Source organism: Azospirillum sp. TSH100 (assembly GCF_004923295.1).
Taxonomy (GTDB): domain Bacteria; phylum Pseudomonadota; class Alphaproteobacteria; order Azospirillales; family Azospirillaceae; genus Azospirillum.
Map to the genome: position 1 here is coordinate 1,840,949 of NZ_CP039634.1, position 23,803 is coordinate 1,864,751.

Genomic DNA, 23,803 nt, shown 5'->3' on the forward strand with positions numbered 1-23,803 from the left:
GGGTGCAAAAGATGCCGGGCACTCTTTACATGGTGGCATACTGGCCGTTAGATCCCGGTCTACGGCGCGCGGCAGCGGCGCTGGAACCACCAGTGAACGGCCAGTGGACGTGCGGCAATCAGCGCTTGGGCAATCGGCGCCCGGCATGTCAATCGGGGTAGGGGCGACCGCGCAGGGCGTGGCTCTCGCCGCATTGCTTGTGTGCGTGGCTCCGGCCCAGTTGCGGGCACTGGACAGCGTTGCGGGAACCGCCGGGCCGGTCTCCGGCCTGGCTCCGGCCCCGGCGCCCTATACCGGGCTGGATCTGGTGACCGGCAGCGATTACGCCCCCTATACCGGTGACGATCTGCCGGCGGGCGGACTGGTGACCGAACTGGTCCGCCGGGCCTTCGCAGTCGGCGGACGTCGCTACGACGTGCGCTTCATGCCATGGAAGCGCGGCTATGACGGCGTGGTCGCCGGGCGCTTCCTCGCCACCTTTCCCTATATCCGCACGCCCGAGCGAGAGCGGGAGGTGCTGTTCTCCGACCCGGTGCTGGAGGTGCGGCAACTCGTCTATCTGTCGAACGGGTCGGGAATGGATTTTCATGGCCGCAAGGGGGGCCTTGATACCGACCGCGATGGGGCGGCGGAGAGGGGCGACTCCGATCCGCTGGAGGATTTCCGCGGCCGGACGGTCTGTCAGCCGGTCGGCCATGCCCTGCCGGTGGAGTTGGAGGCGATGGTCGCCCAGGGGCGCCTGACCCGGCAGACCCCATCCGACCTGGGCGCCTGTGTGCGCATGGTGGCGACCGGCCGGGCCGATGCGCTGGTGACTGACGAATTCAGCGGCGCGGCCGCCATCGCGAAGTCGGGGCTGGCCGACGACATCCGGGTGTCCGAGCGGCCTTTCGCCATGGTGACGCTGCATCTGGTGGTCGGGCGCGCCACGCCGGGGGCCGAAGCGACGGTCGCCGCCTTCAACGACGGGCTTAGGAGCTTGAAGCGGCAGGGCGTTTACAGCCAGCTGCTGATCAGCCACACGGTTCAGCCCCCCCCATGATGCCACGCTGATTCCGTCCTGCCCACCCTGATCCGTCGCGGCAATTTCCCTGGATTTCGCGCGGTCTTTCGGCCGGTCCGGGTCGATTTTCCAGCTTGCGACGCGCTTTTCGACGCAGAAGGCCCCCGTCGCCATGGACAGGACGGTGCTTCGTGCTATAAACGCGCGGTTTCGATCATGGAAAAGGGGCGCGGGCTGTGGCCATCGACGCGTCGATTCTGGTCCTCAATGGGCCGAACCTCAACATGCTGGGTGTGCGGGAGCCGCAAATCTACGGGTCGATGACCCTGGACGATCTGGAGGCCGCCTGCCACGAGCGCGCCGACCAGCTGGGTCTGACCGTGGATTTCCGGCAATCGAACCACGAAGGCGAACTGGTTTCGTGGATTCAGCAGGCCCGTACGGAGAATGACGGCATCGTCATCAACGCCGGCGCCTACACCCACACCTCGGTCGCGATCATGGACAGCCTGATCCTGTCGGAGCTGCCGGTGATCGAGGTCCATCTGTCGAACATCTTCAAGCGCGAGCCGGTCCGCCATCACTCCTACATCTCGCCGGTGGCGAGGGGGATGATCTGCGGGTTCGGGCCGCACGGGTATCTTCTGGCGCTGGACGCCATCGCGAACATCATCGACCGCGATTAAGGAAACGGGAACGACTGACATCATGGCGAGCTTCGACATCGACGGCGATCTGGTCCGCAAGCTGGCGGACCTCCTGCGTGAGACGGGCTTGAGCGAGATCGAGTTCGCCGAGGGCGAAAAGCGCATCCGCGTCACCCGCCCGACCGCCGCCCAGACGGTCGCCGTCCAGGCCGCCCCGGTCCTGGCGGCCGCCCCGGCCGCCGCCGCGGCGGCGCCGGCCGCCGCAAAGCCGGCCAGCCACCCTGGTGCGGTGACCTCGCCGATGGTCGGCACCGCCTATCTGGCGGCCGAGCCGGGCGGCACGCCCTTCGTCCGTCCGGGCGACGTGGTGAAGGCCGGCCAGACCATCATGATCATCGAAGCGATGAAGGTCATGAACCCGATCAAGGCGCCGCGCGGCGGCACGGTCGCCGAGGTGCTGGTGTCCGACGCCCAGCCGGTCGAATTCGGCGAAGTTCTCCTCATCATCGAGTAAGCGGGGCATTCCCTTGGCGATGTTCGAAAAGGTCCTGATCGCGAACCGTGGCGAGATCGCTCTGCGCATCCACCGCGCCTGCCGCGAGATGGGGATCCAGACCGTGGCGGTGCATTCCACCGCCGACGCCGACGCCATGCACGTCCGCCTCGCCGACGAAAGCGTGTGCATCGGCCCGGCGTCTGCGCGCGACAGCTACCTCAACATTCCGGCCATCCTGTCGGCGGCGTCGATCACCAATGTCGACGCCATCCATCCCGGCATCGGCTTCCTGTCGGAAAACGCCCAGTTCGCGGAGATGGTGGAGGAGCACGGCTTCACCTTCATCGGCCCGACGCCGGATCATATCCGGATCATGGGCGACAAGGTCACCGCCAAGAAGACGGTGATGGAACAGGGGCTGCCGGTGGTGCCCGGCTCCGACGGTCCGGTCTCGACGCTGGAAGAGGCGGAGAAGGTCGCCCACGAGACCGGCTATCCGGTGCTTATCAAGGCGGCGGCCGGCGGCGGCGGCAAGGGCATGAAGGTCGCCCGCAACCCCGACCAGCTGAAGGAAGCCTATCAGCTGGCCCGTGGCGAGGCGCGCGCGGCCTTCGGCAACGACGAGGTCTATCTGGAGAAGTATCTCGGGCGCCCGCGGCACATCGAGATCCAGCTCCTGGGCGACACCCATGGCACCTGCGTCCATTTCGGCGAGCGCGACTGCTCGGTCCAGCGCCGGCACCAGAAGGTGATCGAAGAGGCGCCGAGCCCGGCGCTGAACGCCGAGCAGCGCGCCTTCATCGGCGAGCTGGCGGCGAAGACGGCGGCGGCCATCGGCTATCGCGGCGTCGGCACGATGGAGTTCCTCTACGAGGACGGGCAGTTCTATTTCATTGAAATGAACACCCGCCTGCAGGTCGAACACACCATCACCGAGATGATCACCGGCATCGATCTGGTGCGCGAGCAGATCCGCGTCGCCGCCGGTGCGCCGCTGGGCTATGGCCAGTCGGACATCCGCTTCGAAGGCCACGCCATCGAATGCCGTGTGAATGCCGAGAATCCGGAAACCTTCATCCCGTCGCCGGGCAAGATCGACGGCTATCACGCGCCGGGCGGCCTGGGCGTGCGCGTCGATTCGGCGCTGTATGACGGTTACCGCGTGCCGCCGCATTACGACAGCCTGATCGCCAAGCTGGTCGTCCACGGCACCACCCGCAACGAGTGCCTGATGCGACTGCGCCGTTCGATCGAAGAGTATGTGATCGGCGGCATCCAGACGACGTTGCCGTTGCATGACCGCATCATCGCCGAGCAGGCCTTCATCGATGGTAACTACGACATCCATTGGCTGGAACAGCTGATGGCGAAGTCCTGACCGTCGCCGGCTTATATTGGGCGATTGAAGATATTGCGTCAAAATGCCGCAGTGCTGAGGCCCCTCTCTCGAAGTTGAGAGAGGGGCTTTTCTTTTTTCGCGACTCGCTCATGCGTGTAACTGTTTTGCAATCGGCGATCTGGTCTTTTGCAATTTGGTAATTCTTCCTTTGAGTCGCGTTTCCGTTTGCAAACTGCAAAGCCGGTCGCGGTGTGTCGGCATGGGGGGGCGCACGCCCTTTGGGGCTGTGGGCGTTGCTGTCCATAGGGGTTTCGCCGGAACGGCTGTTTCCGAAGATTTTATTGTGCATGGCACGCCGCTTGCTGACTTGATCTGCATCAGTGCGGAGGGCGCCTACTCAGAGTAGATGAAACCCAATTTCGCTATCCGTGCCGAACCATCGCTTTTCCCGGCGGTGTGCTGTCCCCCGGTCCGCCTTCCGGTCGCGCCCCGTCGCGCCGCCGGTCGTGATCCGAATGTGCCCATTGTCTGACGAGGCCCCGTCCATGCGACTGAACGAACCGATCACCGACCGCGAAATCGTGATGGAAGACGGCGTCCTGCTGGTGTCGCGCACCGACACGGGCGGGCGCATCACCTTCGTCAACAAGGCCTTCGTCGACATCAGCGGCTATGCCGAAGCCGAGCTGATCGGGGCGCCGCACAATCTGATCCGCCACCCCCACATGCCGGAGGAGGCCTTCGCCGATCTGTGGGCGACGATCAAGGATGGCCGGCCGTGGGAAGGGCTGGTGAAGAACCGCACCAAGTCGGGCGATTTCTACTGGGTCCGCGCCAACGTCACGCCGGTGATCGAGGACGGCGCGGTGACGGGCTTCATCTCCATCCGGACCAAGCCGTCGCGTGAGCAGGTGGCCGCGACGGAACGGCTCTATACCGACATCCGCAACGGCCGGGCGCGCCATCTGGCGGTGCGCGAGGGGCAGGCGGTCGGGCTCAGCGCCGGGGCGGCCTTCCGGCGCTGGCTCGCCACCGTGACCGGGCGGCTGACCATGATCTTCGCCTTCATGATCCTGTCTATGCTGGTGGTCGGCGGGGTTACGCTGCGCGGCATGTCCGACAGCAACGCCTCGCTGAAGACGGTGTACGAGGACCGGACGGTGCCGGCGGTTCAGATCGGCGAGATTCTGGACCATATGCGCGACAATGTGCAGACCTTGCAGCGCCTGATCATCGACACCCGCGATGGCACCGATCCCAAGGCGATGGCGCAGCGTGAGGAACGGATCACCAAGAACGATACGGTCATCGACCGGCTGTGGGCGGACTATCTCACCACCTATCTGACGCCGGAGGAGAAGACGCTGGCGGAGCGCTTCGCCAAGCAGCGCGCGGCTTTCCTTAACGAAGGCCTGAAGCCGGCGGTGGAACTGGCGCGGCAGGGCGATTCGCTGCGCCTGGAAGTTCTTGTCCGCGACCGGATCGATCCATTGTTCCAGGCGGCCTTCCAGACCAACAAGGATCTGCTGCAACTGCAGCTGACCGTCGCCAAGGCCGAGTATGAGGGGGCGCTGGAGGACTTCCAGTGGCATCTGGTGTTCGCCGTGGCCGCCGGTCTCGCCGTCCTGCTGGCGGCGGTGTTCTGCGGGCTGCTGCTGCTGCGCACCGTGCGCCGGCCGCTGGCTGCCTTCTCGGCCGATTTCGACGCCATCGCCCGCAACGACCAGACCCACATCATCGACCTGCCGGCGGCGGCCGAGTTCCATCCGATCGCCGGCCAACTGCGCGGGCTGAAAGCCCGGCTCTGCTACGCCGTGCAGGAGCGTGTCGAGCGTGCCCGTCAGGCTGACGAGGAGCGCCGCCGTGCCCTGGAAACCATGGCCTCGACCGTGGAGCGCGAGGCCGGGCGCGCGGTGGAGGAGGTGGCCCAGCGTACCGGCGCAATGGCCGATGATGCCGAAGGCATGTCCGGCTCGGCCGAGCGGGTCAGCATCAATGCCCAGACCGTGGCCTCGGCTGCGGGGCAGGCGCTGGCCAACGCCCAGACCGTGGCCGCCGCCAGCGAGGAACTGGCCGCCTCGATCCGCGAGATCTCCTCGCAGGTCGCCCATTCCAGCGCAGTGACCCGCCGCGCGGTGGAGAGCGGCCATCACACCCAGGCCACCATCCGTTCGCTGTCGGAAACGGTGGCGAAGGTTGGCGAGGTGGTGAACCTGATCCAGTCGATCGCCGGCCAGACCAACCTGCTGGCGTTGAACGCGACCATCGAGGCGGCGCGGGCGGGCGAGGCCGGCAAGGGCTTCGCCGTGGTGGCGCAGGAGGTCAAGAACCTCGCCAACCAGACCGCGTCCTCGACCGAGGAGATCACCCGCCAGATCACCGCCATCCAGGCGGTGACCGACGAGGCGGTGCAGGCCGTCAAGGAGATCGGCGAAACCATTGCCGAGATCGATCACATCGCCGGTTCCATCGCCGCAGCGATGGAGGAGCAGGCGGCCGCCACCCAGGAGATCAGCCGCAACGTGGTCGAGACCTCCACTGCTGCGCAGGAGGTGTCGCATCGCATTGCCGCCGTGTCGGAGGAAGCCGACCGCACCGGGGCGCAGGCCACCCAGGTCAAGAACGGCTCCGGGGACGTCGCGCGCTCGATCGAGAGCCTGCGCAAGGTGCTGGTCCGCATCGTCCGCACCTCCACCGGCGATGCCGACCGGCGGCGCAAGCCGCGCTTCCAGGTGGAAGAGACGGGAACCCTGCTGATCGGCGGCGACCGGTTGGCGGTGACCGTGCGCAACCTGTCGATGGGCGGCGCCATGATCGATCCGGTGACCGCGACCGACGGCCGTTCGCTGGCGGGGGCCACCGGTCATCTGCGGCTCGACCGCTATGGAACGGAAGCGATGGTCGCGGTGAAGGCGGTGGAACATAACCGCATCCATCTGGCCTTCGACGCCGAGACGATGGCGGGCGACTTCGCGCGGGCGGTGGAAATCGCCACCAAGGACCGGCCGCCGGTCGACATGGCGGCCTGACCTGCGGACGGATGAACGGACCGGCAGGGCGATTCGGTTAAACCGAATGTCGGGCGTCGTCTCCATCACAAGGGTTGAGAAGTGATCCCCTGTGACAATTTCTCTGGGGGATTCACTGCCGGCTGTTGGAGTATGGTTGCGGTCATCACCAGTGATGCACGCATGTTCATGCATCCCGTCCCCGCATGGAAACGAGGTCGGACCGCGGTCATGGTCAACAGCACAACCTTGTCTTCCCAACCGGGGTGTTGCGAGCTGGAGCATCCCCGTCCCGGGATCGGGTCTGCGGGAACCGCTGCGGAAGCCGTGCGAATGCCCCGGACCCGCCTGCGCTGGCGCCGCGGGCGGACGGGTACGGCGGTTCCACGGCTGCATCTGGCGACCGATGCCGCCGGCGATGGGCTGTGGGACTGGGACATGGCGACCGGCGCGGTGTGGTACAGCCCTGGCTGGCAGACGATGCTGGGCTTCACGCCGGGGGAGGTTCCGCCGACGGTGGAGTTCTGGCGGTCTCGCGTCCATCCCGAAGATCTCCCCATGGTCGAGGCCGCTCTGGCGGCTCATCTGGCGGGGGACCGGTGCTATTATGAATGCGAGCATCGCGTCCGCGCCAAATCAGGCGACTGGTTGTGGATCCTCGACCGCGGTCGGGTGGTGGCCTGGGACGCGGAGCGCCGGCCCCGCCGCATGATCGGCACCCATGTCAACGTCACCGCCCGCAAGCGGATGGAGGACGAACTGGCGGAAAGCCGGCTGCAGCTGGATGCCATCCTCGACAACGCGCCGATGGGCGTGCTGCTGGTCGATCGCGACCGGGTGATCCGCCGCGTCAACAAGGCGGTCGCCGCCACTTTCCAGCACCGGCTGGAGGACATCATCGGATGCAGCGCCCGCGTCATCTATGGTGACGACCGCGTGTTCGATGAGGTCGGCCGGCGTGCCTATCCCCAGATGCAGGCCGGCGGCCAGTTCGACGAGGAGGTGGTTATGCGCCGGGCCGACGGCGCCGACATCCGCTGCCGTCTGATCGGCCGCTCGGTGAAGGTTGATGATCCGGAGCGCGGCTATGTCTGGGTGGTGGAGGACATCACCGTCCGCTGGCGCGCCGAACAGGCGCTGAACGACCGCGCCGGCTTCCAGCGCGTGCTGCTGGACACCGTGCCGGTGCCCATCTTCGTCCAGGACGTGATGGGCCATTACGTCGATGCCAACAGCGCCTTTGAACGCTGGATGGGCATCGACCGCCAGGCGCTGTTCGGCCGCACCGTCTTCGACCTCGCCCCGCCGGACATCGCCGAGGCGGACGAGGTGGTGGACAGGGCCCTGCTGGCCGACCAGACGCCGCAAAGCTACGAGACGCGGCTGCGCTGTGCCGATGGGACGCTGCGCGATGTGCTGTTTTCCAAAGCCGTCTATTGCCGCACCGGCGGCAAGCCGGCCGGCATCGTCGGCGCGCTGATGGATATCAGCGAGCGCAAGCAGGCCGAACAGGCCCTGCGCGAACGCCAGCAGCTGTTCGAGCAGATCTTCGTCGCCAGCTGTGCGGTGAAGCTGCTGATCGACCCGATCGACGGGCGGATCGTCGACGCCAACCCGGCGGCGGCGGAATTCTACGGCTATCCGCTCGACCGGCTGCGCAGCCTGCACATCCAGGACATCAACGCCGCCCCGCCCACCGACGTGCGGCGGGAGCTGCACCAGGCGAGCCGTGCCGAACGCCGGCAGTTCCAGTTCCGCCACCGGCTGGCGTCGGGCGAGGTGCGCGACGTCGAGGTCTATATCAGCAACATCGTCGTCCATGGCCGCACCATGCTGATGTCGCTGATCCACGACATCACCGAACGTTGCCGCGCGGCCGACGCGCTGGGTCGCAAGACGCGCGAGCTGGAGAGGTCGAACGCTGAGTTGGAGGCTTTCGCCTATGTCGCCTCCCACGACCTGCGTCAGCCCTTGCGCGTCATAACCAGCTACCTGACCCTGCTGGAACGGGGCCTGGGCAAGTCGCTGGGCGAGGAGGAGCGGGAGTGCATCGACTTCGCCCGCGACGGCGCCCAGCGCATGGACCGGCTGATCGTCGACCTGCTGGACTATTCGCGGGTCGGGCGCAAGGCCAGGCCCTTCCGGCCGGTGCCGCTGGACGAGCCGTTGCAACTCGCCCTGCTGAATCTGGAGGTGGCGGTGCAGGATGCGGGGGCGGCGGTCAGCGTCGAGATTCCGGACGGCGGCAGGCCCGCGATGGTGGCCGGCGATGACAACGAGCTGATGCGTCTGTTCCAGAATCTGATCGGCAATGCGGTGAAGTACCGGGCATCTGGGCGGCCGCCGGTGGTGCGCGTGACCCTCGCGCCCGATCGGCTGGGTTCGGCAGACCGGCCGTGCGGAACTCCGGCCTGGCGCATCGACATCCGCGACAACGGCATCGGCATCGCGCCGGAAGACCGCGAGCGCGTCTTCGGCATCTTCCAGCGGCTGCACCGCCGCGACGAGTATGAGGGAACCGGCGTCGGTCTGGCCGTCTGCAAGAAGATCGTCGACCATCACGGCGGCCGGCTGTGGGTCGATGATGCGCCCGGCGACGATCTCCGCGACGCGGACGGGCGCCCCTGCGGCAGCCTGTTCCGCCTGATCCTGCCGGCGTTGCCGGCGCCCGATCAGGGTGTGGCGGAGCAGGCTGTCCCGGAGCGAGCCGGGGAGGCTGGGGTCCGGCCATGACGGCGCAGCCCTTGACCGCGCCGCGCCGGCCGGTGTCGGCGGTCCTGCGCCGCCTGCTGTCCGGCGGACTGCGAATCTGGCGGCCGGCCGCGGTCCAGCTGGCGGTGACGCTGGTGCTGGCGCTGGGTTATCTCTGGATGAGCGACGTCTATGCCCGCGTCCTGGTGGCCGAACACCGTGCCAATGCCGCGCTGACCGCCTCGTCGCTCGCCAGCACCCTGTCGAGCGCGCTGAACGAGCGGCTCGCCCTGATCCGCGGACTGACCGCCTTCGTCGAGGTCGCATCCGGCACCGGCAACCTCACCGACCAGTTTCCGCGCTACGCGGAGGCGTTGCGGCGGTCGGTGGTGGGGGTGCGCAACATTTCCGCAGCACCCGATTTCGTCGTCCGCATCGTCTACCCGGTGGAAGGCAACGAGAAGGTTCTGGGCAACGACCTGCTGCGGGATTCCCGGCCCGGCTTTGCCGATACGGTGCAGCGCGCCATCGTCAGCCGCGACGTGACCTTCCATGGCCCGGTCACCCTGTTGCAGGGCGGGCAGGGGCTGATCGCCCGCCAGATCGTCTTCGGGCCGGGCAAGCCTTGGGGCGCGGTCGGGCTGGTGTTCGACGTCGGCGCCATCCTGAACGAGGTGCGGTTCGACCGCGTGCCGGCGTATCTTGGCTTCGCCGTGGTGACCGACACCGGGCAGCAGGTGGCCGGCGATGCCCTGGCCCTGACGGGCGACCCGTTCGTCGAGCGGATCGCCCTGCCCGACGGCCATTGGCATCTGGCGCTCGCTCCGCGCACCAGCTGGGACGCGCTTGCCCACGACGACCCGACCTTCCGTGGCTTCCAGATCGCCTTTCTGCTGCTGTCGCTGCTGATCGAGGCGGTGACCTTCATGGTGATCGGCCGCCGCCACATGCTGGAACGGCAGGTCGACCTGCGCACCGCCGAGCTTGGCCGGGCCAAGAACGAGCTGGAGCAGTTCGCCTATGCCACCGCCCATGATCTGCAGGAACCGCTGCGTGCCATCGCCAGCTATGCCCAACTGCTGGAACGGCAGCAGAAGGGCAAGCTGGACGAGGAAAGCGAGGGCTTCATCCGCGAGATCGTCGACGGCGCCGGGAGGTTGAAAATGCTGCTGCGGGACGTCCAGCTGTTTCTGGCGGAGGATCGGGTGCCGCTCAGCTGCGGCGTGATCCCGGCCGGCGATCCGCTGAAGGAGGCGCTGTCCGCGCTGAGGCGGCGCATCGCCGATGTCGGCGCCACCGTGACGGTGACGGAACTGCCGTCGGTGCAGGCGGACGAACGGCGGCTGCGCGAGATCTTCGTCGTGCTGATCGCCAACGCGGTCGAATACCGCCATCCCTACCGTGCGGCGGAGGTGCAGGTGTCCCATCGGCGGGTCGACGGCTATGACGTGATCGACGTGCGCGACAACGGCATAGGCATCGAACCGCGCTATCGCGACCAGATTTTCGAGGTGTTCCGGCGCCTGCATTCGCGCGACGAACATCCCGGTACCGGCATGGGGCTGGCCATCGCCCGCAAGATGGTGGAGCGGCTGGGCGGCCGGATCACCGTCGTCTCCAGCCCGGGCGTCGGCAGCACCTTTTCCATCCATCTGCCCCATCCCGTCTTCCGAGGATTCCCCTGATGCAGGACCCGACGGCCCCCTTCGAGATCCTGCTGGTCGAGGATGATCCGGCCGACGCCGGCCTTGCCAAGCGCGCCCTGCGCGACGGGCGCATCCTGTGCAATGTCGGCCATGTCCGCGATGGGGTGGAGGCGATGGCCTATCTGCGCCGCCAGGGGCCTTTCGCCGAGGCCGTCCGTCCGGACCTGATCCTGCTGGACCTCAACATGCCGCGGATGGACGGCCGCGAGGTGTTGCAGGAACTGAAGGCGGACGAGGAGTTGAAGACCATTCCGGTGGTGATCCTCACCACCTCCGACGTCGACCGCGACGTGAACGCCAGCTATCTGCTGGGCGCCAACAGCTTCATCACCAAGCCGATGGACATGGACGCCTTCTTCGACGCGGTGAAGGGCATCGAGGAATACTGGTTCCGTGTCGTCCGGCTGCCGCGGTGAGGGAGGTCCGCCATGTCCATCACCCTGCCGGGCAAGCCGGCCTTGTCCCGTGGTCCCCTGTGCGAAGACGGACGCACCGCGATCCTGCTGGTCGAGGATGACGACGCCGACGCCCGTCTGGTGATCCGGTCGCTGACGCCCTATGCCCGCCGCTCCAGCGTGGCCCGCGCCACCTCGCTGAAGGAGGCGCGGGCCTGGCTGCTTCGCAATGCCTGCGACGTCGTGCTGCTCGACCTGTCGCTGCCCGACAGCTTCGGGCTGGAGACGGTGACCCGGCTGCACGCCGACGCGCCGTCGCTGCCGCTGGTGGTGCTGACCGGCTATGACGACGAGGATTTCGCCCTGGAGATCCTGGCCCATGGCGCCCAGGATTATCTGGTGAAGGGGCAGACCGACGGGCCGCTGATGTGGCGCGCAGTGCAGCATGCCATTGCCCGGAAAAGGCTTGAGGAGGAACTGCGCCTGTCGGAAGAGCGGCTGCAGGGCATCATCGGGCTGGCGCAGGACGCCATCCTGACCACCGACGCCAACCTGGAGATCACGCTGTTCAACCGGGCGGCGGAGAACCTGTTCGGCTATGAGGCCGCCGACATCCTGGGCCGTCCACTGTCGCTGCTGATCCCCGAACGCTTCCGGCCGGACCACGACGCGCACATCGCCGGTTTCAGCGCCTCGGAGGTGCAGGCCCAGGTGATGACCAACCGCCGCGAGGTCGAGGGTCTGACCGCCGATGGCCGGGAATTTCCGGCGGAGGTGTCGATCGCCAAGCTGCACCATGCCCATGGCCTGCTGTTCACCGCGGTGATCCGCGACGTGTCGGAACGCAAGCGGGTGGAAAGCGAGTTGCGCCGGATGGCGACCACCGATCCGCTGACCGGTCTGAACAACCGCCGCCGCTTCATGGAGTTGGCCGAGATCGAGATGGCGCGGCTGCGCCGTTATGGCCGGCCGGTGTCGGTGCTGATGCTGGACATCGACCGCTTCAAGGTGATCAACGACACCCATGGCCATGCGGTGGGCGATCAGGCGCTGGTCTGGCTGGCCGAGATCTGCCGCAGCGAATTGCGCAACACCGATCATATCGGCCGGCTGGGCGGTGAGGAATTCGCGATCATCTTGCCGGAAACCCCGCTGGCATCGGCGGCCGAGGTGGCGGAGCGGCTTCGCCAGCGTTTGGCTCTGGCCGACGTGCCGCTCCGGCACGACGACCCGAGCAAAGGCCTCTATCAGGATCATGGACACGCCGGCCTTCGGATGACCGTCAGCATCGGCGTCGGCATGTGTGGCGAAGAGGATGCCAGCATCGAGCGGGCGCTCGGCCGTGCCGATCGCGCGCTGTATGAGGCGAAGGTGGCGGGCCGCAACCGGGTGGTCGTTGGCGGCGGTTGTCCCGGCCCCGCCTTCGCCGCCGCCTCCGTTCCAACCTCCATGGCCAGCTGACGGCCCGGACGAGGACATATGGCCGAAGGAATGAAGACCCCAAACAGGCCGGAGGCGATGGCGATGGCGATGGCAACGGAACCGGTGCTGCTGGTTTCTCGGGATGCGGTGCGCGGCCGGTTGCTCGCTCCTTTTTTCGGGGAGCTGGTACAAGTGGATACGCTGGCTGCGGCGTTGGACCGGCTGCGCAGCCGTGGTACGGCCTCGGGTGAGACCGTGCTGCTGCTTGACACTCCCGCAGTGGTGGCAGCGGTTGCGGCGGTCGAGGCGCTGTCCCTGCTGGAACCCGCCCCGGCGGTGGTGGTGCTGTTGCCGGAGGGGCCAGGGCAGAGCCAGGAGCAGGACATTGGCAGCCTGATCGCGGCGGGGGCGCAGGATGCGCTGCCGGCCGGCAATGGCGGTGCCCTGCGCATCGCGGTGTCGGCAGCCCGCCGACGCCAGATGCGCGAGAACCGGCTGCGCGTGGCGCTGGCCGAGGCGGAGCGGGGCGGGGCCGAGGCGGCAGCGCTGCTCGACGCTGCGGGAGCCGCGGTCGTGGCTGCGCTCGACCCGATGTTGGCGCTGACGGCCGCCGCGCTGGAATCGCCGCTCCTGCCGCGCCAGCAGGACCGGCTGGCAGTCGTCCGGACGGCAGGTGCCGCTCTGCGCTCCACGGTGGCGGCCCTGCGTCCCGTCGGACGGTTGGCGCCGTTTGAGGAGCCCCTGACGCTGAGGACGCTGGCTGCCCACGCGAAGACGGTGACGGTCAAGGGCGGAGCGGAGGAGGCGTTTGCCGGCGATACGGCCGGACTGCGCGCTCTGCTGTCGCTGCTGACCGCCGAGGCCGGCGCGTCGCTGTCCCTGTCGCTGCGGCCGGCCGGGGGCGACGCCGCCGAACTGACCATGCGCCGCCGGGGCGTGGCGCGCCTGCGCCCCCTGGTGCTGGCCGCGGTCCATCCGCTGGTGCGGCGTCTGGGCGGACTCCTGCTGGCCGATGGTCCGGATGGCGAGGCGGGCGAGGAGCTGACCATCCGCGTACCGTTGCGGACCATGCCGCGTCCGGCCGCGCTCTCGGTTTTGCTGGTGGAGGACAACCCGATCGGCCGTCTGGTCGCCGCCGGCTTTTTCAAAGCGCTGGGCCACGGGGTGACGACGGCGGAGGATGGAGCGCAAGGGCTGGCCGCCGCGACGGCCGGCCGGTTCGACCTGATCGTGATGGACGTGCAGATGCCGGTGATGGACGGACACGAGGCCGCCCGCGCCATCCGCGCCCTGCCAGGCGAGGCCGGCCTCGTGCCCATCGTCGCATTGACCGCCGGCACCGATGCCGAGGACGATGCGCAGTGCCGCGCCGCCGGGATGGACGATTGCCTGCACAAGCCCCTGACCATGGATCGTCTGCGCGTGGTGCTGGAGCGTCTGTTCCCCGGCCGGGTTCAGGTCGGCGGATGACGGCCGGCTGATGTCGGCCGGGCAATGCAAATTGTCGAAAAATTTACAGAGTTAAAATCATATTCCACACGCCGGTAACCGACCTTCGGTTGCCCGCCGCCGATTCGGACTGTATCAGTGGAATGCGGCGATTTGTCTGGAGGATCGGGAATGGACATGCAAGCGACAGACTATTCCCAGCATCGTATCCTGGTGGTGGAGGACCAGCCCTTCGTACGCCGGACCATCGTCCAGATCCTCAGCCAGATCGGCTTCCGCGATGTGGCTGAGGCCGACAATGGCGAGTCGGCGATGTACGAATGCATCCGCGTCGATCCCGACCTGATCGTCTGCGACATCGACATGAAGCCGGTCTCCGGCCTGCAGTTCCTGGCCCGCCTGCGCGCCAGCACCGAGGCCGCCAATCCCCGCGCCCCGGTGGTGTTCCTGACCAACCACACCGAATCGGAGATCGTGAAGCAGGCGATGGCGCTGGGCGTCAACGGCTTCGTGGTCAAGCCGCCCTCCTTCGCCGCGCTGAAGGAGCGGGTGGACCGGCTGCTGGGGGGACGGTGAGGCGTTTCGTTCCGTTCGCCGCCCTTCTTCCCGCCTTGCTGCTCGCCGCCTGTTCGGGCGAGCCGTCGGAAGGCGACATGCGCAAGCTGGTTGAGGCCCATACCCGCCGCACGCTTGAACGGCAGGGCAACGCGGCCTTCCGCGCCTTCGACGACTTCCGAAAGCAGGGCTGCGTCGAGGCGAAGCCGAAGGGCGGCCCGGTCGAGAGCGGACAGTATGACTGCTATTACGCCGCCACTTTCAGGCCGCAGCCGGGTCAGCCGCCGCTGACCGTCAACGGCAAGGGCCGCTTCCGCCACACCGAAAAGGGCATGACCTTCGAGGATCTGGGCGCCCAGCCGCGCTGAGGCGCGTCACCCGCCACGGGCTAGGCGGGCGAGGCTGGACAAGGGATCGCCGCTTTCCTCGCCGAAACAGACCTCCACGTCGTCGCACACCTCGCAGTTGGGGGACTTGCACAGCATCAGCCCCTCGCGCTCGCAAAGCTGGCGATAGAAGAACTTCTTCCACTTCATGTCGCCGGAATTCATCGTCACCAACGCCGGGAAATGCCGCCGGAACATGGTGTTGAGTTCACCGCGGTCGTGGAATCCCATGTCCTGCCACAGATGGTTCGGCTCCAGCGACCGGCGGGCCAGAATAGTGGCGAGCCATCGCTCCTCGTCGGCGCCCCTGGCGCCATGCTCGACCAGGAGGGCGCGCAAATCACCCTCCTCGATGGCGTCCTCTCCGGACTCATCGCTGTCGGGCAGGGCGGCGACGGCATCGGCCCATTGGGGGGCATGGCGTGCGGTCAGCTCTGCAAGGTCTGCCTTGGTCAGCGCCAGCGCCTGGACCATCGTCCGCACCGGATCCGCGGCGGCGAGCGCCAGGATGCGGCCGAAGATCATGCGGTCTGCCTCAGGGTTGGGCCGGGCAGGGCACTGGGCAAGGTTCGGGGCAGTGGGCTGGGACAGGACCACTCGGCATCTCCACCGGCAAAGAGCACCCGCGACGCCGGATATCCTGACCCATGATGCTGCATCCGCGAAAGACGCTGCGCCGCCATTTGGCCTGCGGCATTGCGCCGCATCACTCGATGCGGGCGTCGACCTCGTCAGCGAAGCGTTCAAAGAAGTTGGCGAGCACGCGGTCGGTCTTGGCCTGCACCAGCTTCACCGCCAGCCGCCCGACGGCCCCGCCCAGCGCCACCGACAGGCTGTAGGTCAGCCGGGTGCGACCGTCCTCCTCCTCCAGCACAACCAGGGCCTCGCCCTTCACCGCGCCGGCCAGCCCGCCACTGCCCTGGGCGATCAACCGGTAGCGGTGGGCGCCATCCTCCGGCTCCAACCGCAGCCGGCCGGAAAAACGCGCCTTCATCGGGCCGAGAGTGGTGCGCACCCGCGCGGCATAGTCAGTGGCCGACAGGCGTTCCATCTCTTCCAGCACGGGGATGCAGCGCATCAGCACCGCCGGGTCGCAGAGTGCCGCGAACACGCGGTCGCGCGGTCCGGGAACGCTGTGGATGCCGGTGATATCCATGCGCTGTCTTCCTCCTTTGTCGTCCCGCTACAACAGCGTGCCTTGCGGATCCATGCGGGCACGCCCGTCCGGGCGGGGACATTCCGGGCAAAGACATCTGGTATTGCTTGGCGCCGGAACCAAGCCAGCGAAATCCGCCGACGAAAACCGAAGGAGAGCGACCCCTATGCGACAAGCCGCCACGACGCTGACCGTCCCCACCCGCGGCGCCGGGCTGGTCGAGGTGACCGCCCCGGTGCGGCGCTGGGTGACGGATCAGGGAATGGAGACCGGGCTGCTGACGGTGTTCTGCCGCCACACCTCGGCATCGCTGACCATCCAGGAGAATGCCGACCCCGATGTGCAGGCAGACCTGCTGCGCTTCTTCCGCCGTCTGGTTGCGGAGGATCCGTCGCTCTATGCCCACACCACCGAGGGACCGGACGACATGCCAGCGCACATCCGCTCGGCCCTTACCGGCGTCAGTCTGTCGATTCCGCTGATGGAGGGGGAGCCGGCGCTGGGCACCTGGCAGGGGATCTACCTGTTCGAGCACCGCGCCCGGCCGCACCGGCGCGAGATTGCGCTGCATCTGATCGGGGAGTAGGGCGGCGGCCTGACATGCCGCGAGCCTGAAATTTCTTTCATCCGGTCGCAAGGCGGCGGTCAAGGGGCGGTTCCTATGTTGGGGACAACAGCGGTGAGGTGCTGCGCGGTCGGATTTCCGGCACCACCTCCCCACAGTCGGAATCGCCTGATTGGAGTGTCGCCGTCATGACCACCCTTCCTCCCGCCAATTCGCAGTCGAAGCCCCAGCGCGAGATCGGGCGTTCGGGTCGCCTCCGCCGGACCGTCGCCGCCCTGCTCCTGGGCTCTACGGTGCTGACGGCTCCGGCGCTGGCCGGATGGGCGGCGTCGCAGGCACAGCAGAACGCCACGGCACCGGCCGTTTCCCCAGCCGTTTCCATGGTGCAGGACACGCCGGCCAGCTTCGCCGACCTCGCGGCCAAGGTCAGCCCGGCCGTGGTCAACATCGCCGCCACCCAGGAGGCCAAGGCCGAAACCCGGACCCAACGCGGTCCGGCCATCCCCGGCTTCCCGCCCGGCACCCCGTTCGAGGAGTTCTTCCGCCAGTTCCAGGACCAGATGGGCCGGAATGGCGGACCCAACGGGGGGCCGGACGGCGACCAGGATCAGGACCAGGGGCCGCGCGGCAAGACCGGGGCGCTTGGCTCCGGCTTCATCATCGATCCGGCCGGCTATGTCGTGACCAACAACCACGTCATCGACGGCGCCAGCGAGATCACCGTCACCCTGCAGGACGGCACCGCCATGCCGGCGAAGCTGATCGGCCGCGACGCCAAGACCGATCTCGCCCTGCTGAAGGTGAAGTCGGACAAGCCGCTGCCCTCGGTCGACTGGGCGGACAGCGACAAGACGCGCGTCGGCGACTGGGTGATGGCGGTCGGCAACCCGTTCGGGCTGGGCGGCACCGTCACCAAGGGCATCGTCTCGGCCCGCGGCCGCGACATCCACAGCGGTCCCTACGACGACTACTTCCAGCTCGATGCCGCCATCAACCGTGGTAATTCGGGTGGTCCGACCTTCGACCTCAGTGGCCGGGTGATCGGCATCAACACCGCCATCTACTCGCCCAACGGCGGCTCGGTCGGCATCGGATTCGCCATTCCGTCCAACCTCGCCAAGGAGGTGGTGGCCCAGTTGAAGGAGAACGGCAAGGTCGAGCGCGGCTGGCTCGGCGTGAAGATCCAGGAGGTGACTCCGGACATCGCCGACAGCGTGGGGCTGCCCGGCGCCAAGGGCGCCCTGGTGGCCGAGGTGACCGCCGACAGTCCGGCCCAGCGTGCCGGCCTGCATCAGGGCGACGTCGTGCTGTCCTATGCCGGCAAGCCGGTCAACAACCTGCGCGACCTGACCCGCCATGTCGCCGATACCAAGGCCGGCGACACGGTGGAGCTGAAGATCCTGCGCGACGGCCGGGAGAAGACGGTGCCGGTGCGCATCGACCGTCTGTCCGAACAGCAGCAGATGGCGTCGGCCGACAGCGACACCGGCAAGGGTTCCGCCGAGCATGAGGAGGTGGCGCCGGTGAAGGGGCTGAAGCTCGCCCCGCTGGACCGGGCGGCGCGCAAGCGGCTGGGCATCGGCGAGGATGTGCAGGGCGTGGTGGTGACCGGGCTGTCCTCCAGCGTCGACGTGCCGGTCCGTCCCGGCGACGTGATCGAGCGGGTTGGCGACACCGAGGTGAAGAGCCCGGCCGACGTCCGTCGTCAGGTGACGGAGGCCGAGAAGGCGGGGCAGAAGGCACTGCTGATGCTGATCAACCGGCAGGGCAACGAGTCCTTCGTCGCGCTGAAGCTGAAGGCTTGAGGCAACGCGTCGCCCGAGCAACGGGACGGTGAGTGACGGGAAGTCCGGCCGGGCACGACACCCTCGTGCTTGGCCGGGCTGTTTTGGGAGGCTACACTCGTGCTCATGAAGATTCTCGTCATCGAAGATGATCGTCAGGCCGCCAGCTACCTCGCGAAGGGGCTGAAGGAGGCCGGCCATGTGGTGGACGTCGCCAACGACGGGAAGGACGGCCTGTTTCTGGCCGGAGCCGAGCATTACGACGTGATGATCGTCGACCGCATGCTGCCGGGACGCGACGGTCTGTCGCTGGTCCAGGTGTTGCGTGCGGCCGGCAATGACACGCCGGTGCTGTTCCTGTCGGCGCTGGGCAGCGTCGACGACCGGGTGAAGGGGCTGAAGGCCGGCGGCGACGATTACCTGACAAAGCCTTTCGCCTTCTCCGAGCTGCTGGCCCGGATCGAGGTGCTGGTGCGCCGGCGGGGTGCCGCCCAGCCGCAGACCCGTCTGTCGGTGGGCGATCTGGAACTGGACCTGCTGTCGCGCAGCGTCAAGCGGTCCGGCAAGCCCATCGACCTGCTGCCGCGCGAGTTCTCGCTGCTGGAATATCTGATGCGCAACGCCGGCAGCGTGGTCACCCGCACCATGATGCTGGAGAATGTCTGGGACTATCATTTCGATCCGCAGACAAACGTGATCGACGTGCACATCGCCCGTTTGCGCCAGAAGATCGACAAGGACTTTCCCACACCCCTGATCCACACCGTGCGCGGCGCCGGCTACAGCCTGCGTGCGGCGGAGACGCAAGGGGCTTGATGGAGTTGCGTGACTTATGAAGCATGCCCAATGAAGCATGATGGCGCGGCCGCCAGCGGCCTGCACGGCTTCGTCGCCGCCGGGTCGCGGCTGGTGCGGGCCACGGCGTTCCGGCTGGCGCTGCTCTATCTGGCGATGTTCGTCCTGTCGGTCGGGCTGATTCTTGGCGTCGTCTACCGCACAACGGCGGGATTCCTGGAGCAGGAGATCGGTGAGACCATCGCGCTGGAGGTCGCCGGCCTGCAGGATCATTACCACAACTATGGGCTGCCCGGCCTCGTCGACGTGGTGCGGACGCGCAGCGCGGTGGCGAACAACAATTCGATTTATCTGCTGACGACGGCAGCCGGGGTGATCCTCGCCGGCAACCTGTCGGGCTGGCCGGCTGCGGTGCCGAACGCCAGCGGCTGGACCCATTTCAAGGTCGCCGATTATGGTGGTGTCAACGACCGCCCCTCCACCGCTCAGGCCGTGACCTTCACGCTGCCGGGGCAGTTCCGCCTGCTGGTCGGCCGCGACATGAGCGAGATCGACCAGCTGCGCACCCGGATGTTCCGTTCGCTGGGCTGGATCCTGGGGGCGACCGCCCTGCTGGGGCTGGGTGGCGGGCTGTTGATGAGCCGTGGCGCCATGCGGCGGATCGAGGCGATCAACCGCACCACCCGCCAGATCATGAGCGGCGATCTGAGCGACCGCGTGCCGCGTTTCGGCGGCGGTGACGAAATGGACCGGCTGGCCGGCAACCTCAATGCCATGCTGGACCGCATCGAACGGCTGATGACCGGCATGCGGCAGGTGACCGACAGCGTCGCCCACGACCTGCGCACGCCGCTGACCCGCCTGCGTTCCCGCATCGAGCTGGCTTTGCTGCATGAGACGGAGGACCCGGAAGTCTACCGGACCGTCTTGCAGGACACCATCGTGGAGGCCGACCGGCTGCTCGCCACCTTCACCGCCCTGCTGTCGATCGCAGAGGCGGAGTCAGGGGCCAAGCGGCAGGATTTCGTGCCGGTCGATCTGGCCGAAGTGGTGGAACTGGCCGCCGACCTCTACGAACCGGTGGCGGACGAGCGGGGGCAGCGGCTGTCGGTCGATATCCGCGGCAAGCCGGTGGTGCATGGCAACGGCCAGCTTCTGGCCCAGGTGGTGTCTAACCTGCTGGACAATGCGATCAAATACACGCCGGATCGCGGCACCATCACGCTGGTCCTCGACGGTCCGGCTCCCGGCCGCGCCGCCTGCATCGAGGTCGGCGACAGCGGGCCCGGCATTCCGCCCGAAATGCGCGACAAGGTGCTGCAACGTTTCGTCAGGCTGGACACCGCCCGCGCCTCGCCTGGCAACGGGCTGGGATTGAGCCTTGTCGATGCGGTGGCGACGCTGCATGGCGCAAAGCTGGAGTTGAGCGACAATCAGCCGGGATTGAAAGTCAGTCTGGTTTTCCCGCCGGAGGCGCGCCGCTGAGGGGGGCGTCGCGGTCCAAGAGTGATGGGCAAAAAAAAGCCCGCCGGTGGGCGGGCTCTTGAAGTGACATCAGCGAGAATGACTCCTTGGCGTCATGACCGATATGGGGTGGATCTGAGCATTTTCCATACCGATCTTCGGACTACCGCCGACGGCCTAGCCTGCCGAAGGTCCGCAACGTCTGCGGACTTGGGGCGTTCCTCCCCCGGAGCCGCCCGTCCGGTGGCCGCGAGTGCGGGAGTTTGAAGAGATGGCGACATCCAGCCGGCCCACCGCCTATCATGCCGCCATACCCGGCGGCGGGGCGACGCAGAGCGAACCGCCGGCCAGAGCCGGGCGCGGCGAACTGGCGGTCTTCACCTGGAAAGTGCTGATCGTCGCCGGGGTGGCGGCGCTGGGCATCTTCCTGTGGCGGATTTCCGGCACGCTGCTGCTGATCTTCACCGGCGTGCTGTTCGCCATCCTGTTGCAGCGGCTGACCGGCTATGTGAAGCGGGGGAGCGGGTTGGGCCATGGCTGGTCGCTGGCCATCGTGCTGCTGGTTCTGATTCTGCTGGTCGGCGGCGGAATCTGGCTGATGGGCACCTCAATGGCGGCACAACTCGGCCAGTTGCAGGAGCAGGTGACCAGGGCGATGGGCATGCTGCCCGACGGCTGGCGCGAGCGCATCATGGAGCAGGGCAAGGAATGGCCCTGGATGAACCAGCTGAGCAGCTTTGCCTCCGGCCTCGTCTATGTCGTCGGCGACGCGGTGGTGGTGATGTTCGCCGCGCTCTATCTGGCGGCGTCGCCGGGGGTGTATCAGCGCGGCGTGGTCCTGCTGGTCCCGCCGCGCGGGCAGAAGCGGGCCTGCGAGGTGATGGAGGTCGCCGGCGACAGCCTGTGGAAATGGCTGATCGGCCAGCTGGTGGCGATGGCGGCGGTGGGTACGATGATCGGGGTCGGGCTCTGGCTGCTCGGCATCCCGTCGGCGCTGGCGCTCGGCATCGTCGCCGGTTTGCTGGAGTTCATCCCGCTGGTCGGCCCCTTTCTGGCGGCGGTGCCGGCGATTCTGATCGGCTTCGCCCAGTCGCCGCAGGATGCGCTGTGGGTCGCCGGGCTCTATCTGGTCATCCAGCAGGTGGAGGGGAATCTGATCACGCCGCTGTTGCAGAAACGGGTTGTCGACCTGCCGCCGGTGGTCACCATCGGGGCCATTGCCGCCGGCGGCGTGCTGTTCGGCATCATGGGCATGTTCCTGGCGACGCCGATCGCCGTGGTCGTCCTGGTGCTGGTCAACCTGCTCTACATCGAGGACAAGCTGGGGCAGCCCAGGCACTTCCCCAGCGATCATTCCTGACGGCTGGCTGCTCAGCCCGATCTTATCAGCCTTCCGCTGCCGGCGCGGTTTTCGGCCGGCCGGGATTGGCGGAGCGCAGCGGCAGTTCCTTCAGGAACAGGGTCATGGCGAAGGAGACGACCGCCAGCGCGGCGGCCAGCAGGAACAGGGTGGCGAAGCCATGCTCCAGCGTCGCCACCACTCCGCCGCGGGCGGCGGCGGGCAGGCTGGCGAGGGCGGCGGCGCCATGCTCCAGAACGGCTCGGCCCGACAGGCCTGCACCTTCCAGCCGCTCCGACACCACGGCGTTGAAGACGGCGCCGAACACGGCGACGCCGACCGAACCGCCGAGCGAGCGGAAAAAGCCGACCGAGGCGGTGGCGGCTCCGAGGTCGCGCTGGTCCACCGCATTCTGCACGGCGACGGTCATCACCGGCATCACCAGCCCCAGCCCCATGCCGAGCGGCACCAGGATCAGCGTCGACCACAGACCGTCCGCCGCCAGTGCCGGCAGGGTGCCGAGCAGCGCATACATCACGCCCGACAGCGCCAGACCGGCCAGCGGGAAAGCCTTGTAGCGCCCGGTCTTCGCGATAAGCCGGCCGCCACCGACCGAACCGACGGTCATGCCCAGCACCAGCGGCAGGAGCAACAGGCCCGACACCGTGGCGCTGGTTCCCTGCACCAGCTGGAGATGCAGCGGCAGATAGACGATCCCGGCGAACAGCACCATCGCCGAAACGGCGACCACCGGTGTCGCCACCGCCACCACCGGGCGGCGGAACAGGTGCAGCGGCAGGATCGGCTCCTCGATCCGGCGCTCGTGCCACAGGAAGACGAGGAGCATGACGAGGCCGCCAGCCAACAGGCCGAGCGCCGCCGGGCTGCCCCAGCCCATGGCTTCACCGCGGGTGGCGACGATCAGCAGGCTGGTCACGGCCCCGGTCAGCAGCGCCGCCCCCGCCAGATCGATGCGCGGCCTGACCCGGCCGGCGGGCAGGCGCGACAGGGTGCGGCGGGTCATGGCGAAGGCTGCGATGCCCAGCGGCAGGTTGATCAGGAAAATCCAGTGCCAGCCGATGGTTTCGGTGAAGATACCGCCCAGCAGCGGTCCGGCGACGCTGGCCAGCGCGAAGACGCCGCCGATCATGCCCTGGTAGCGCCCGCGCTCGCGCGGGGCCACCACGTCGCCGATGATGGTGAAGGCCAGCGACATCAGCCCGCCGCCGCCCAGCCCCTGCAAGCCTCGGAACAGGATCAGCTGGGTCATGCTCTGCGCCGCTGCGCACAGCACGGAGCCGACCAGGAACAGCAGGATCGCCGTCTGCAGCACGCGCTTGCGGCCATAGAGGTCCGACAGCTTGCCGTAGATCGGCGTCGTGGTGGTGGAGGTCAGCAGATAGGCGGTGACCACCCAGGGCAGCATCTCCAGCCCGCCGAACTGGCTCGCCATCGTCGGCAGCGCAGTGGCCACGATGGTCTGGTCCATGGCCGCCATCAGCATCGCCAGCGCCACTCCGCTGAAAACCCGCAGGATCTCCTGATGGGTGAAGACGGTAGGGGCCTGATCGGGCTGAGCAGGGTGGGCGGCGGTCTCGGTCAT

Annotated in this window: 20 protein-coding genes; 17 read left to right on the forward strand and 3 right to left on the reverse strand. The window is 67.7% G+C overall.

Annotated features, from left to right (window positions below; all coding sequences use genetic code 11):
• Positions 1–145: 145 nt before the first annotated feature.
• The 12 genes from E6C72_RS08805 (at position 146) to E6C72_RS08860 (ending at position 15,079) form a co-directional block, all read left to right on the forward strand.
• Complete coding sequence (locus E6C72_RS08805) at positions 146–1,042, forward strand: ABC transporter substrate-binding protein (protein ID WP_109086491.1); 897 nt, start codon at positions 146–148, stop codon at positions 1,040–1,042.
• 197 nt (positions 1,043–1,239) lie between these two features.
• The gene (gene aroQ / locus E6C72_RS08810; protein WP_014247329.1) at positions 1,240–1,689 is read left to right on the forward strand and encodes a type II 3-dehydroquinate dehydratase; all 450 of its coding nucleotides are present in this window, start codon (positions 1,240–1,242) and stop codon (positions 1,687–1,689) included.
• A gap of 22 nt (positions 1,690–1,711) precedes the next feature.
• Positions 1,712–2,164 (forward strand): acetyl-CoA carboxylase biotin carboxyl carrier protein, encoded by a 453-nt coding sequence (gene accB / locus E6C72_RS08815; RefSeq protein ID WP_109086492.1) that lies wholly within the window; start codon positions 1,712–1,714, stop codon positions 2,162–2,164.
• A 19-nt stretch (positions 2,165–2,183) separates the two neighbouring features.
• Positions 2,184–3,524, forward strand: coding sequence for an acetyl-CoA carboxylase biotin carboxylase subunit (gene accC, locus E6C72_RS08820; RefSeq protein ID WP_109086622.1), 1,341 nt, complete (start codon positions 2,184–2,186; stop codon positions 3,522–3,524).
• Between the two features lie 506 nt (positions 3,525–4,030).
• Positions 4,031–6,514: a methyl-accepting chemotaxis protein gene (locus tag E6C72_RS32610; protein ID WP_109086493.1), complete on the forward strand. Its 2,484-nt coding sequence runs from the start codon at positions 4,031–4,033 to the stop codon at positions 6,512–6,514.
• A gap of 312 nt (positions 6,515–6,826) precedes the next feature.
• Entirely contained in the window at positions 6,827–9,226 is a 2,400-nt protein-coding gene (locus tag E6C72_RS08830; RefSeq protein ID WP_158280180.1) for a PAS domain S-box protein, read from the forward strand.
• The gene (locus E6C72_RS08835; RefSeq protein ID WP_109086495.1) at positions 9,223–10,869 is read left to right on the forward strand and encodes an ATP-binding protein; all 1,647 of its coding nucleotides are present in this window, start codon (positions 9,223–9,225) and stop codon (positions 10,867–10,869) included. Before E6C72_RS08830 ends, E6C72_RS08835 begins: the two co-directional genes overlap by 4 nt.
• A complete protein-coding gene (locus E6C72_RS08840) occupies positions 10,869–11,306 on the forward strand; it encodes a response regulator (RefSeq protein ID WP_109086496.1) in 438 nt (145 codons plus the stop codon). The genes E6C72_RS08835 and E6C72_RS08840 overlap by 1 nt, the downstream gene beginning before the upstream one ends.
• Positions 11,307–11,318: 12 nt before the next feature.
• Positions 11,319–12,746, forward strand: a complete 1,428-nt coding sequence (locus tag E6C72_RS08845) for a diguanylate cyclase (RefSeq protein ID WP_109086497.1) — start codon at positions 11,319–11,321, stop codon at positions 12,744–12,746.
• 30 nt (positions 12,747–12,776) lie between these two features.
• Positions 12,777–14,177 carry a response regulator gene (locus tag E6C72_RS08850; RefSeq protein ID WP_199228771.1) on the forward strand — a complete coding sequence of 467 codons (1,401 nt, stop codon included), beginning with the start codon at positions 12,777–12,779 and terminating at the stop codon, positions 14,175–14,177.
• A 150-nt stretch (positions 14,178–14,327) separates the two neighbouring features.
• A complete protein-coding gene (locus E6C72_RS08855; RefSeq protein ID WP_109086499.1) occupies positions 14,328–14,732 on the forward strand; it encodes a response regulator in 405 nt (134 codons plus the stop codon).
• The gene (locus E6C72_RS08860) at positions 14,729–15,079 is read left to right on the forward strand and encodes a hypothetical protein (protein WP_109086500.1); all 351 of its coding nucleotides are present in this window, start codon (positions 14,729–14,731) and stop codon (positions 15,077–15,079) included. The genes E6C72_RS08855 and E6C72_RS08860 overlap by 4 nt, the downstream gene beginning before the upstream one ends.
• A 6-nt stretch (positions 15,080–15,085) precedes the next feature.
• Here E6C72_RS08860 and E6C72_RS08865 read toward each other — a convergent pair whose 3' ends face one another.
• Positions 15,086–15,622 (reverse strand): nitrogen fixation protein NifQ, encoded by a 537-nt coding sequence (locus E6C72_RS08865; protein ID WP_169055140.1) that lies wholly within the window; start codon positions 15,620–15,622, stop codon positions 15,086–15,088.
• Positions 15,623–15,803: 181 nt separating this feature from the next.
• Positions 15,804–16,253, reverse strand: coding sequence for a CoxG family protein (locus E6C72_RS08870; protein WP_109086501.1), 450 nt, complete (start codon positions 16,251–16,253; stop codon positions 15,804–15,806).
• Positions 16,254–16,419: 166 nt separating this feature from the next.
• On the opposite strand from E6C72_RS08870, the gene E6C72_RS08875 reads away from it, so the two are divergent.
• The 5 genes from E6C72_RS08875 to E6C72_RS08895 all read left to right on the forward strand — a co-directional run bounded on the left by E6C72_RS08875 (position 16,420) and on the right by E6C72_RS08895 (position 22,221).
• Positions 16,420–16,839, forward strand: coding sequence for a secondary thiamine-phosphate synthase enzyme YjbQ (locus tag E6C72_RS08875; RefSeq protein ID WP_109086502.1), 420 nt, complete (start codon positions 16,420–16,422; stop codon positions 16,837–16,839).
• Between the two features lie 167 nt (positions 16,840–17,006).
• Positions 17,007–18,623 (forward strand): DegQ family serine endoprotease, encoded by a 1,617-nt coding sequence (locus tag E6C72_RS08880; protein WP_109086503.1) that lies wholly within the window; start codon positions 17,007–17,009, stop codon positions 18,621–18,623.
• Positions 18,624–18,728: 105 nt separating this feature from the next.
• On the forward strand, positions 18,729–19,418 hold the full coding sequence (locus E6C72_RS08885) for a response regulator transcription factor (RefSeq protein WP_109086504.1): 690 nt from the start codon (positions 18,729–18,731) through the stop codon (positions 19,416–19,418).
• Between the two features lie 30 nt (positions 19,419–19,448).
• Positions 19,449–20,882, forward strand: coding sequence for a HAMP domain-containing sensor histidine kinase (locus tag E6C72_RS08890; protein WP_109086505.1), 1,434 nt, complete (start codon positions 19,449–19,451; stop codon positions 20,880–20,882).
• A gap of 250 nt (positions 20,883–21,132) precedes the next feature.
• Complete coding sequence (locus E6C72_RS08895) at positions 21,133–22,221, forward strand: AI-2E family transporter (protein ID WP_109086506.1); 1,089 nt, start codon at positions 21,133–21,135, stop codon at positions 22,219–22,221.
• A 25-nt stretch (positions 22,222–22,246) separates the two neighbouring features.
• Here the strand turns inward: E6C72_RS08895 and E6C72_RS08900 are convergent, their stop codons facing one another.
• Positions 22,247–23,803 carry an MDR family MFS transporter gene (locus tag E6C72_RS08900; RefSeq protein WP_109086507.1) on the reverse strand — a complete coding sequence of 519 codons (1,557 nt, stop codon included), beginning with the start codon at positions 23,801–23,803 and terminating at the stop codon, positions 22,247–22,249.